Consider the following 12892-nt stretch of genomic DNA (forward strand, 5'->3'; position numbering starts at 1 on the left):
ATTCGGGGGTAAGGGATAAAGCCCTACCGTTTTAGTAGGAATAATTCGCAGCTGGGCAGCGTGGCTTTTCGTAGGAGCGAGCTTGCTCGCGAACCAACCTCCACAGTTGGGCCGTTCGCGAGCAAGCTCGCTCCTACATGACCTCGGTCACAGGTTCTCGTAGCGGTTCATGTCCAGCACGCCCGCCTCCACCGGCTCGGTTTCACGCAGGTAGGCATCCAGGTCATGGAAGTAGAACCAGAACTGCGGGTGGCTGCGGCGAATCCCCCAGCGGTCGGCAACCTTCTCGAAGTCCGCGGCACCCTTCGCCTGCTCCAGCGCAGCGACGAAGTCGCCCACCTCGGCGGCTTTCAGGTTGAACATGAAGTTCGGGTAGCTCGACAGCACGCCAGGGTAGATGGTCAGGGTATCCAACCCGGGCTGGTAGCGCAGCGACTCGCCCATCATGAAGGCAACGTTGCTGTGCGCGCGGTTGCGCAGCACGGTATAGATCTCGCGCTGGCCGTCCGGCAGTTCCACGCGCAGCAGGGTCGCCTCGGGGAACTGGTCGATGACCGGTAATCCGGCGGCCGGGCGGCTGACCAGGCGGCTGAAGGCCTGTTCGGCATCCTGCAGCGGCGCAGCCACGGTGTTGCGGTAACAGGCACCGTCCTCGCACAGGTTGATCGGGTCAGGGCGCGCATTGAGCGCCACGTAGTGCTTCAGCAGTTGCTTGGCGAAGGCCACCTTGGCGCCTTTTTCCGGCAGGAACAGGCCGGTGGGTGCGTCGCTGCCGGAGTTGTAGTAGTCGGCCCACATCTTCAGCTTGCCGCTGCTCTGGTACCAGTCGTCGAGCAGCTTCTTGCGCTCGCCAACCGGCATCAGGCGCAGGAAGTTCTGCTCGGCGCCGTTGCGGATCAGGTCGAAATACAGCCGTGTCTGCGCCTGGTGGGCGACGTTGCCGAACACGTCGAAGTTCACCACCAGCCCGTAGTAGGTGCGCTCCAGCAGTGGGTAGTCCATCCACCAGATAGTCTGCGGCACGCCGCCGATCAACCCCTTGCGCACCGAGGCGCTGTCGTACTGGCGGAAGATGCTCAGCACGGCGTTGTCGTTGCCGGCCCAGATGTCGGCCCAGGTCGGCGCCGGCGCCTCGTCATAGACGTCCTGGCGCAGCTCTTCGTACTGGTTGCGCTTGTCGCGGTAGGAACGCCACTGCGACAGCATGGTGCCGACGTCATCAATCTGCCCCGGCAGCGCCAGCAGCGGCGAGGCCTGGCGCTGGAACTTCGGATCGGTGACGTAGAGATCGTGGTCCGGGTCCTGGAACACTGCCCAGAAATTGTCGCGGATCACGTCGGTGGCAATCTGCCCGCGGCACACCGGCCCGCGAATGAAGGTGCGGACGAAATACTCGGCGTTGTCCAGCATGAACTGGTAGCGCGCCCGCGCCGGAATCGCCTCGAAGGTCACGAACGGATTGGCGCGATGCTGCAGGCCGTAGCCCGGCACCTTGTCGGTGTCCCAGGCGGAGCCGTAGAACAACTCCTGATTACGCCTGAGGCGGGCCTCGTTGAGCGGATAGGTGATGTGCGTCTTGTGCACGATCACCCCCTGGATGGGCCAGAGGCGGTAGTAGAAGGTGTTGCCCGGATCGTCATTGGGCCGGCGCGTGGCGATAGGGTCGATGGGTTGGCCGCTGGGCGTGCGCGAACGTACCAGTTGGAAGAAATGCCCCGGCTCGCCGTGCTCGGTGAAGTACAGATGGGCGAGGTACAAATGTTCGTAAATCCACCGCTGTACCAGGCTCTGGCGCGCGCCGGCCTGGTTCAGGAAGGCCTCCCATTCGGCGATCTGCCGCGCCTCGCCGCTGCCCGGCTGCCAGGCCTGTTCGTCCACCGGCGCGCCCTGGGCCAGCCAGGTCTTGATGGTGGACAGCTGCTGGTCGGTCAGACCGGTGACGGCGAAGGGCATGCCGCTGCTCGGATTCTTCGCCACGAAATCGTCAATGCTGTCGGGGGTCGGGCATTGGTTGGTACGGTTGATCGACAGGTCCAGCCCATCGGGAATCTTCGCGTTGGGCACCAGCGGATGCTGATGGCCCAGGTCGATCATCCGCGCCATCAGCGCCGCCTGGCTGCCGCGGCCATCGAGCACCGACCAGAAGTCCTTGCGCCGCCAGGCATCCGCGCCGTGAGCATCGAGGAACAGCCGGGTCGGGTCCTGCGCCCTGGTACGGGCACCGTCATACACCGACAGCTTGTTCGCCCCGCGCTGCGCGCCTTCGGCCGCCGTCAGGTTGAGCTGGCAGGGCGAGTCGTAGCAGGCGTGGCAGGCCACGCATTTCTCGGTGAAGATCGGCTGGACATCCTTGGTGTAGGACAGCCCTCCCGCCAAGGCCTGCGCCGAAAACGCCAGGGATGCGATGAGCAACGTGAAACGGGCTCGCAGGGACATGAAGGACTCCAGACATCAGCAAGGAGCGGATTCTAACGGGAGTGCCGCTGCAATGCGCTCCAACCAAAGCCCAAACATGAGTGATTTTCATGCAAAACCTCGCTCGATCAAATTTCCTGCAGCTTTGTTATCATCAGCGACCTTTCGTCACGCCCTTTTCCAGGTATTCCCATGATCGACCGTGCCGCACGCCTGCAAGCCCTCCAGCAAGCCCTCAAGGAGCGCATCCTGATCCTCGACGGCGGCATGGGCACCATGATCCAGAGCTACAAGCTGCAGGAAAAGGACTACCGTGGCGCGCGCTTCGCCGACTGGCCGAGCGACGTGAAAGGCAACAACGACCTGCTGCTGCTCAGCCGCCCGGACGTCATCCAGGCCATCGAAAAGGCCTATCTGGACGCTGGCGCGGACATCCTCGAGACCAACACCTTCAACGCCACCCGCGTGTCCCAGGCCGACTATGACATGCAGGAACTGGCCTACGAGATGAACGTGGAAGGCGCGCGCCTGGCCCGTGAAGTGGCCGACGCCAAGACCGCCGAGACCCCGGACCGCCCGCGCTTTGTCGCTGGCGTCCTCGGCCCCACCAGCCGCACCTGCTCCATCTCCCCGGACGTCAACGACCCCGGCTTCCGCAACGTCACCTTCGACGAGCTGGTGGAGAACTACAGCGAATCGACCCGCGGCCTGATCGAGGGCGGCGCGGACCTGATCCTGATCGAGACCATCTTCGACACCCTGAATGCCAAGGCCGCGATCTTTGCCGTGCAGGGCGTCTATGAAGAGCTGGGCGTCGAGCTGCCGATCATGATCTCCGGCACCATCACCGACGCCTCCGGCCGCACCCTGTCGGGCCAGACCACCGAGGCCTTCTGGAACTCGGTGCGCCACGCCAACCCGATTTCCGTCGGCCTGAACTGCGCCCTGGGCGCAAAGGAACTGCGTCCCTACCTGGAAGAGCTGGCGACCAAGGCCGGCACCCACGTCTCCGCCCACCCCAACGCCGGCCTGCCGAATGCCTTCGGCGAGTACGACGAAACCCCGGCGGAAATGGCGGTGGTCGTGGAAGAGTTCGCCTCCTCGGGCTTCCTCAACATCATCGGCGGCTGCTGCGGCACCACGCCAGCGCACATCGAGGCCATCGCCAAGGCCGTGGCCAAGTACGCACCGCGGGCGATTCCGGAAATTCCCCGCGCCTGCCGGCTCTCCGGCCTCGAGCCGTTCACCATCGACCGCAACTCGCTATTCGTGAACGTTGGCGAGCGCACCAACATCACCGGCTCGGCCAAGTTCGCCCGGCTGATCCGCGAGGAGAACTACGCCGAAGCGCTGGAAGTGGCGCAGCAGCAGGTGGAAGCCGGCGCCCAGGTGATCGACATCAACATGGACGAAGGCATGCTGGATTCGAAGGCCGCCATGGTTCGATTCCTCAACCTGATCGCCTCCGAGCCGGACATCTCCCGCGTGCCGATCATGATCGACTCCTCCAAGTGGGAAGTGATCGAAGCAGGCCTGAAATGCATCCAGGGCAAGGGCATCGTCAACTCCATCTCCATGAAGGAAGGCGTCGAGCAGTTCAAGCACCACGCCCGCCTGTGCAAGCGCTACGGCGCCGCCGTGGTGGTGATGGCCTTCGACGAAGCCGGCCAGGCCGACACCCAGGCGCGCAAGGAAGAAATCTGCCAGCGCTCCTACGACATCCTGGTCAACGAAGTGGGCTTCCCGCCGGAAGACATCATCTTCGACCCGAACATCTTCGCGGTCGCCACCGGCATCGAGGAACACAACAACTACGCGGTCGACTTCATCGAGGCGTGCGCGTACATCCGTGACAACCTCCCCTACGCCCTGACCTCCGGCGGCGTCTCCAACGTGTCCTTCTCGTTCCGCGGCAACAACCCGGTGCGCGAGGCGATCCACTCGGTGTTCCTCTACTACGCCATCCAGAACGGCCTGACCATGGGCATCGTCAACGCCGGCCAGTTGGAGATCTACGACGAGATCCCGCAGGAGCTGCGCGACAAGGTCGAGGACGTGGTGCTCAACCGCAGTCCGGATGCCACCGAAGCCCTGCTCGCCATTGCGGACAACTACAAGGGCGGCGGTGCGGTCAAGGAAGTCGAAGACGAAGAGTGGCGCAGCCATAGCGTCGAGAAGCGTCTGGAACACGCGCTGGTCAAAGGCATCACCACCTTCATCGTCGAAGATACCGAAGAATGCCGGCAGAAGTGCGCCCGCCCCATCGAGGTCATCGAAGGCCCGCTGATGTCCGGCATGAACGTGGTCGGCGACCTGTTCGGCGCCGGCAAGATGTTCCTCCCGCAGGTGGTGAAGTCCGCCCGCGTGATGAAGCAGGCCGTGGCCCACCTGATCCCCTTCATCGAAGCGGAAAAAGGCGACAAGCCCGAGGCCAAGGGCAAGATCCTCATGGCCACCGTGAAGGGCGACGTGCACGACATCGGCAAGAACATCGTCGGCGTGGTTCTGGGTTGCAACGGCTACGACATCGTCGACCTCGGCGTGATGGTTCCGGCGGAGAAAATCCTGCAGACCGCCCGCGAGCAGAAGTGCGACATCATCGGCCTGTCCGGCCTGATTACCCCGTCGCTGGACGAGATGGTCCACGTCGCCAAGGAAATGCAGCGGCAGAACTTCAGCCTGCCGCTGCTGATCGGCGGCGCCACCACCTCCAAGGCGCACACCGCGGTGAAGATCGACCCGCAGTACAGCAACGATGCGGTGGTCTACGTCACCGACGCTTCCCGCGCGGTGGGCGTGGCGACCACCCTGCTGTCCAAGGAACTGAAACCCGAGTACACCCGCAAGCTGCGCGAGGAATATGCGGAAGTCCGCGAGCGTACCGCCAACCGCAGCGCGCGCACCGAGCGCCTGAGCTACGAGCAGGCCATCGCCGCCAAGCCGCAGTTCGACTGGACCGGCTACCAGCCACCGGTGCCCTCCTTCACCGGCGTGAAGGTGCTGGATGACATCGACCTCAACGTACTGGCCAAGTACATCGACTGGACGCCCTTCTTCATTTCCTGGGACCTGGCCGGCAAGTACCCGCGCATCCTCACCGACGAAGTCGTGGGCGAGGCAGCCACCAGCCTGTTCAACGACGCCCAGGCGATGCTGAAGAAGCTGATCGACGAGAAGCTCATTCGCGCCAAGGCGGTCTTCGGCTTCTGGCCGGCCAACCAGGTGCACCACGACGACCTGGAAGTCTATGGCGACGACGGCCACAAGCTGGCGACCCTGCACCACCTGCGCCAGCAGACCATCAAGCCCGACGGCAAGCCGAACTTCAGCCTGGCCGACTTCGTCGCGCCCAAGGACAGCGGCTTGAAAGATTACGTCGGCGGCTTCATTACCACCGCCGGCATCGGCGCCGAGGAAGTGGCCAAGGCCTATGAGGCCCAAGGCGACGACTACAGCGCGATCATGGTCAAGGCCCTCGCCGACCGCCTCGCCGAAGCCTGCGCCGAGTGGCTGCACGAGCGTGTGCGCAAGGACTACTGGGGCTACCAGCCCGAGGAGCACCTGGACAACGAGGCGCTGATCAAGGAGCAATACGTCGGCATCCGCCCGGCGCCCGGCTACCCGGCCTGCCCGGACCACACCGAAAAAGGCACGCTGTTCAAGCTGCTCGACCCGAAAGGTCTGTCCGGCGTGACCCTGACCGAACACTACGCCATGTTCCCCGCTGCCGCCGTCAGTGGCTGGTACTTCGCCCACCCACAAGCGCAGTACTTCGCCGTTGGCAAGATCGACAAGGACCAGATCGAACGCTACAGCGCGCGCAAGGACCAGGAGATCAGCACCAGCGAACGCTGGCTGTCGCCGAACCTGGGTTACGACAGCTAAGCCGCCCGAGGTTCAGGGCAGAACAAGGCCCGGAGGACAGCGATTTTTACCTGTCCTCCGGGCCTTTTTGCTTTGGAACGCCAGAAAATGCCCCGACTACGACGGCGGACTCGCAAGTCCTTCATCGCCCCCCGTTGAGCGTCCCCCCTCCTAACACCTGCCCCCCATGAATATCCCAAAACGTCTATGACTCACGCCGAATGTCGTTCGCAATTACTCAATAACCGACACCCCGAAATCTGACACGTTAAAACATGGATCTAATTTTAACTGGACAAATAGAGTCAGATTATTCCTCGGAACACTCCTACTCAATTAGGAAAACTTTCACCATTGCCAATATAACTTAAAAAAAAGATCATCTCCGCCAATGCATCACCCCAGTAAATTCGAGCTAAATATTGAGTCCCACTCACCTTCTAGCCACCTGAAACACTATCCATCCCCCACCAATTCAACCCATGCGATACCAACAAACGAAATAGCGAAAATTGCGCTAACGAGTGGCTGCGTCAAATTCATTCAAAGGTTCCGCGAAACTCATCAGAGCACTGCGGAGCGCAACCGAGCAACACCGCAACACCCCGATCCAATCGTCATCACTGAAACATCCAGGAAACAGAAATGAAAAAGGTAAATCGCGAAGAACTGATCCGCTCCGAACTGGCTGGCGGCTGCTGCAAGTCGAAGAAGAAGCCGGCTCCCTGCCCGGCCCCGGTTCCGCCGGCTGGCGGCGGTGACGGCGGTGGCACCAACATCGCTCCGTAAGCTGGTAGATCACCGACGCACATGGGTCGAAATTCGCTCATCGCGATAAAATTTCGATACCTGCGTCGGTGATATCCACTGGGAACAGGGCGCTGCCCAATATATAACCGGGCAGCGCTTTCAATTTCATCATTCAAAACTCGAGCAACGGCGGCGTTACTCAAATCCTCATAAATTCGCCGTACTCAGCAAGGTCGAACATTGAGTATCCAAGCAGAAAAGCTGCCACGCTTTTCCGATGTACCGTGGCGCTGGATTGCCTATTTCACCTCTGCCGCAGTGGGCCTGGGTATCTCCTTCGCATTTATCCAGGAGATTGAACTCAAGCGCGATGTGCCCTGTGAAATCATTTCGCCCTCTGAGGTCAAGGTCAAAGGCCTGACTGGCATGGTCACTGCAGCCCTCGTTCACGCTGGCGAGCAGGTTCAACAAGGGCAGCCGCTCTTCCAACTCGCCCGTGACTTCAGTCTATCCAGTGATGGTACACCGCGCCCCGCGTTCGACGAGAAACTGCGCGACGATCAGATTGCAACGGCTCAAGCTCAACATGAAGGTCGGATTGCCGGCCTTCTCGCCCGCCTTACAGCCAGTGAGCTCAACGGCGCCGCCCGTGAGCGCGAACTTGCCGCGCTTGGACAGCAGCAAGCGCGTGCCCGACAGATCGCTGCCGACGCTCAGCGAACGCTGCAGCGCGTCCAGGGCATGGCCACATACCTGACCGCAGATCGAATCGAACAGGCGCGTCTCCAGGCCAACCAGAGCGCAGCCGAAATCGCCCAAGGGGACGTTCGACGCCAATCCCTGCTGGGCGAGATCGAAACCATCCGAGGAACCCAACAGGAATTGAAGGTGCAACAGCGTGAGCTGGACGCGCAACTCGCACGCGAACTGCAAGATATCAATCTGCGTTACGAAGCGGCCCGCCAGAACTCCACCATCTTCGCACCGCATACGGGGCTGGTGACATTCTCCAGCCTCGTCCCTGGCCATACATTGGAGGCTGAAGACGTCGCCCTAGTCATCGACACCGAAGCGGGCAACCCTTTGGTCGCCGCGCTGACAATTCCCTCGCGCCAGCGAGGCTTCATCAAGCCGGGGCAATCCGTCCGCCTCAAGCTGGACGCCTTTCCCTACGCTCGCTTCGGTGCCGTCCAGGCCCGTATCGACACGATCTCGGATACGGCCATGAACAAGACCGAGGGCGCCACTGGCCCGACCGCCACTGCCGGCAAGACCACGGAAATCAACAACTACATGGCCTGGGCAAGCCTTTCCAGCACAACCTTCGGTCCGGTGCACGAGCCACTGCGTATCCTTCCCGGCATGCGCGGCACCGCCAGCGTGATCATCGAGCGCAGGACCATCGCTGAATGGGTGCTGGAACCCCTCTTCCAGATGATCCGGGGTTGATCGTGCGGGTTATCTACCAGAACGAAGTCGCCGACTGCGGCTATGCCTGCCTTGCCATGGTCCTGACCCACCTGGGTCGGGCGACTGAGGTACGTGAAATAACTACGCACCGACCGCTGTCCTCCCACGGCCTGACGCTGATGGACCTGTACGACGTGGCTACCGATTTCGGTCTCGCCGTCCAGGCATTCCAGTTCGACGCCAGCGACCTAGCCAACATCAAACCGGGCTCGATCCTGCATTTCGGCGGAGCCCACTTCGTGGTCTTCGAGAAATGCCGGCGTGGCCATGTGGTCGTCATCGACCCTGCTTCTGGACGTCGGCGCATGGGGCTGGAAATGTTCCTGGCCAATGTCTCAGGCTACCTGCTCGAGTGCACGCCAACGCCGGAACTGCCTCGAATCCGTCATCGTTCAAAGGTACCCGGCGCGCTTGCCCAGGTACGGGCGCTGAATCCCCAGTTGCGCAGCCAGATCGCCAAGCTGATGTTCATCGCCGTCGGCAGTCAGTTCGCCATCCTGGCCATGCCCTACTTCGGTAATCTGGTTCTCGACCATGTCGTCACCAGCGATAACCGAAACCTGCTGCATATCCTGGCGGCCACGTTCGCAAGCATCTTCGCCATCGGCGCCTTCGGCCGCTTCGTCCAGAGCTACCTGACTGCCCTGGCCAATGCCCTGGTCAGTGTGAACGTGACCCAGGGCCTGGTCGGGCAGCTGTTGCGCAACTCCATCGCCTACTTCGAGAAGCGCAACGTCGGCGACCTCTTCGCCCGCCTGAAATCCCAGGACGAAATCAACGAGTACACGGTGCGAACAAGCATCACGCTGCGCATCGACATCACCGTGGCCGTGCTGGCGATTGCACTGATGCTGATGCAAAGCGCGCTGCTGGCCTGCATCGCACTCGCCATCTTCGTCCTGTACCTGGGGACTGCGTTCGCGCTGTACGTTCCGATGCGCGACGCCCACATGCTGGTACTGGAACGCTCGGCCCAGTGCGACGACACGCTGATCGAAACGATTCGCGGCGCCTCGTTGATCAAATTGGCCTGCGGCGAAACACGTCGCACGGCGATTTTCATGTCGAAGTTCCGTGCCAACGCCGCGGCGACGCTACATAGCGCCAAGTTGACGGCGGGCCGCGACGCCGTTCTGAAACTGGTCGAATACGCTGACGTCATCGTCATTACGTGGATGGCCGCTGGACTGATGCTCGACGGCAAGATTTCCGTCGGTGTCTTCTATTCCTTCATGATCTACAAATCCCTGGCCTCCGAACGTATGGCCCAGGCCATCAACGCACTTTTCGGTCGCTTCATGCTGACGGTGCCGGTACAGCGCGTAGCGGACATCGTGGAGCAGGAGCCGGAACGCTACACGTTACCCGCGCAGATCGGCAGAACCGCTGAATTGCAACGTTTCGCCTCGATCCAGGTACGCGATCTGAGCTTCAGCTACGGCATTTCCGACCGCAACGTCCTGTCAGGCATATCACTGGATATCCGGCGGGGCGACAAGATCGTCATCGTCGGGCCATCGGGTGTCGGCAAGTCGACGCTCTTCAAGCTTCTGTGTGCCGCGGAGCCCGTACAAGACGGCGAGATTCGGCTGAACGGCGTGAGCTACACGAACCTCGCGGTCGACGAAGTCCGGAAGCACATGACTCAGATGCGCCAGGGTGACCTGATTCTCAACGGCAGCATCGCCGATAACATCTCGCTGTTCAGTGCCAATCCCGACCACCGCCGCATTAACCAATTGCTCGCGGATGTCGGTCTGCTGAACGACGTCATGCAACTGCCCATGCGCACCCAGACCGTTATCAGCGACTCCATCGCAAATATCTCCGCGGGCCAGCGCCAGCGGCTACTGCTGGCCCGCGCGCTGTATCAGGAGGCCGAGATCCTGCTGCTCGACGAGCCCACCTCCAATCTCGACCCGATATCCGTTGCCGGCATTGCCAGCCTCCTCCAGCAACTGGATCGCACGCTCATCGTCATCACCCATGACCACTCCCTCGCCTCTCGCTTCGAGCGCAGCTACCAGTTGATCGATGGCGCACTCATACAGCGCACCAACCAGATAGGCGCGTCCGAATGAGTATCGGAAAGGCCCCGATTCTTCTGGCCATGAGCCTTGCACTTACCTCCCAGGCTGCCTGGTCCGGAGAGCTGTTGTCAGTCGTCAACGACGCCCTGAGCCACGACGCCGAACTATCAGCGGCGAATGCCGAAATAGCGGTTGGCCGCGAAGAGATTCCCATTGCGAGGTCAGCTCTTCTGCCTAGGCTCGACGGCGGCTGGGGACGCACCTACAACCAGATCAAGACAGATAACCAGCCTACAGCCAAGTACTGGCAGAACGGCTGGATGGTGACGCTGAATCAACCCGTGTTCGATTGGCAACTCTGGGTGGAGCTGCGCCAGGCGAGCATCGCCAGTGCCAAGGCGGAACTTGAATATGCCAGTGCCTGGCAGGATCTGGTCCTGCGCTCCGCGAATGCCTACCTCGACCTGCTGGCCGCTTCGCAGGAGCTGTCTCGTGCCACCGACTACCTGCGCGCTGTCACCGATCAGCATGCGCTGACCCAGCGCCTGCAGGCAGGCGGTGAAGCGACGGTCATCGATGTACAGGAAGCCTTGTCGCGCCTGAGCGAGGCACAACTGCGACAGCAGGAAGCCTCGCGCGAACTGGACTCTCGCCGCCGCATCCTCGAAACCTTGACCGGGCGTGACATCCCGATACCCAACCCGTCTCACATGGAACGCACCCGCCCTTGGCTGAAGTCCAAAAGCGTCCAGCAATGGGTTCGCCAGGCCGAAACGCACAGTTACCCAGTGCAGTTGGGGCAACTGGAGGTCCGCAATGCCGGTGAAGATGCCGCCAAGGCACGCGCCCAGCGCTACCCCGTCGTGAGTCTCAGCGCCAGTCACGCCCCCTCCGGCTCCGCCTCGGGCTACTCCGATCCGACCACCACCAATAGCGCCATGCTGACCATATCGGCGCCGCTGTTTGCCGGCGGCGGCAACCGGGCCCGCATTCGTCAGGCCCTGGCCGGCGAGGAAAAAGCCCAGAGCACTCTGCTGGCAGCACAACGAAAGTCCGCCGCCAACACCCGCGAATGGTTCCAACGTCTCGATTGGGCCCAGGAAAGAAGCCAGGCGCTACAGGAAGTCGTTCGCCTCAACGAGGAATCGCTGAAGGCGACCCGCATGGGTTACAAGGCGGGTAGCCGCTCCAACCTGGATGTACTCCGCGCCCAAGAGTCGCTGTTCACCAGCCGAGGCGAGCAGGCGAAGTCGCAATATGAAGTGCTGTCGGCCTTCCTGGCGCTCAAGGCTGAAGTTGCGTCGCTCAGCCTGGGCGATATTCAGCTTCTCGACGCATGGCTCGCCTCAGATGCGAACGCGCACTAACGTGACGGGGCTGCGCTGGCGCGACCACTGCCTGCTGAGAATGTCGCTCCCGTGGATTGAACGAGTCGGCCTGATTTTGTGGGGAGTCCGGAGCATATTCAGCACAGGCAAGCGCTGGAAGGGTAGATTGCGCTACGAGTGGGGCAGCGACAGCGAATCGCTTGGCCGAGCTGACGCCTGGCGCACCATGGCGAGCGAAGAGATCGAGAACCTGATCGATCGACGCATGCATCTGGGAAGGCTCTATGGCATTGGCAACTACTGGCCGCAACTCGAGTCGGCCGCGCACGAGCTTGCCGCCATCATCTCCGAGCTTCACCGCCAGTTTCCTGCTCGGCCGGTCATTGTTTCGCCGTTTCACTATGTATCCGAGTACGCCAATATCTACGTCGTCGATGCGCTGCGCGCCACGCTGAAGCTGAAGGAAATTGCCGTCGTTTCCGGTAGCCCCCGAGAGGCTTACGGAAGTCGAGAAGACATCCTGATTCCGGGTTTGCGCATACTGCACACCCTCGATAAGGACAATCGCTCGGCCCTGGGGTTGAGGTTGATGCGATCTCTGAAGCAGGACGGCGTGGCAGTCCTGTTCAGCGACGTCCCGCCCTTCATGATGCAGCGCTACCCCATGGATACTGTCGAAGTATCGCTACTCGGACGACCTGCGCGCCTGCACCGCGGAGTGTTCAGTATTGGCAGCCATGCCGACGCCGTGCTTCTGTGCTTCCACCTCACTTTTGGGAAAGGTCGCTTCGGCCACCGGATTTTCCCTGCCATCGAACTACGCCGGCACGACGCCCCACAGCAGGTCGCCAATTTCATCGAGCAGGCATACCAGAATGCCTACCCGAACTGGATTCTCGCCGACCACCCATCTCGCTATGGCTTTGCTCCGGCCAAGTAAGAATTCGCACAAGCTCCTCGCCTGTTGCCCGACAATCTCCCATTGCCTGGCCTTCAGTCCATTCCTTGAAATAACTAAACCCAGCCCCTCATCGC

Annotated in this window: 7 protein-coding genes; 6 read left to right on the forward strand and 1 reads right to left on the reverse strand. The window is 61.7% G+C overall.

Going from position 1 to position 12892, the window contains the following annotated elements:
• Positions 1-147: 147 nt before the first annotated feature.
• A complete protein-coding gene (locus C167_RS0117060) occupies positions 148-2436 on the reverse strand; it encodes a fatty acid cis/trans isomerase (RefSeq protein ID WP_017519501.1) in 2289 nt (762 codons plus the stop codon).
• A 171-nt stretch (positions 2437-2607) separates the two neighbouring features.
• Here C167_RS0117060 and metH point away from each other — a divergent pair, with 171 nt between their 5' ends.
• The 6 genes from metH (at position 2608) to C167_RS0117090 (ending at position 12797) form a co-directional block, all read left to right on the forward strand.
• Complete coding sequence (metH, locus tag C167_RS0117065) at positions 2608-6300, forward strand: methionine synthase (protein WP_017519502.1); 3693 nt, start codon at positions 2608-2610, stop codon at positions 6298-6300.
• Positions 6301-6924: 624 nt separating this feature from the next.
• The gene (locus tag C167_RS34535; RefSeq protein ID WP_017519503.1) at positions 6925-7068 is read left to right on the forward strand and encodes a hypothetical protein; all 144 of its coding nucleotides are present in this window, start codon (positions 6925-6927) and stop codon (positions 7066-7068) included.
• Positions 7069-7269: 201 nt separating this feature from the next.
• Positions 7270-8478 (forward strand): HlyD family secretion protein, encoded by a 1209-nt coding sequence (locus C167_RS0117075; protein WP_200860159.1) that lies wholly within the window; start codon positions 7270-7272, stop codon positions 8476-8478.
• Positions 8439-10580 (forward strand): peptidase domain-containing ABC transporter, encoded by a 2142-nt coding sequence (locus C167_RS0117080; RefSeq protein ID WP_200860160.1) that lies wholly within the window; start codon positions 8439-8441, stop codon positions 10578-10580. The genes C167_RS0117075 and C167_RS0117080 overlap by 40 nt, the downstream gene beginning before the upstream one ends.
• Positions 10577-11896 carry a TolC family outer membrane protein gene (locus C167_RS32675; protein WP_081596688.1) on the forward strand — a complete coding sequence of 440 codons (1320 nt, stop codon included), beginning with the start codon at positions 10577-10579 and terminating at the stop codon, positions 11894-11896. Before C167_RS0117080 ends, C167_RS32675 begins: the two co-directional genes overlap by 4 nt.
• 127 nt (positions 11897-12023) lie before the next feature.
• The gene (locus tag C167_RS0117090; RefSeq protein WP_200860161.1) at positions 12024-12797 is read left to right on the forward strand and encodes a hypothetical protein; all 774 of its coding nucleotides are present in this window, start codon (positions 12024-12026) and stop codon (positions 12795-12797) included.
• The last annotated feature ends 95 nt before the right edge of the window (positions 12798-12892 follow it).

Origin of the sequence: Pseudomonas nitroreducens TX1 (assembly GCF_000313755.1) — a bacterium.
Lineage (GTDB): Bacteria > Pseudomonadota > Gammaproteobacteria > Pseudomonadales > Pseudomonadaceae > Pseudomonas > Pseudomonas nitroreducens_A.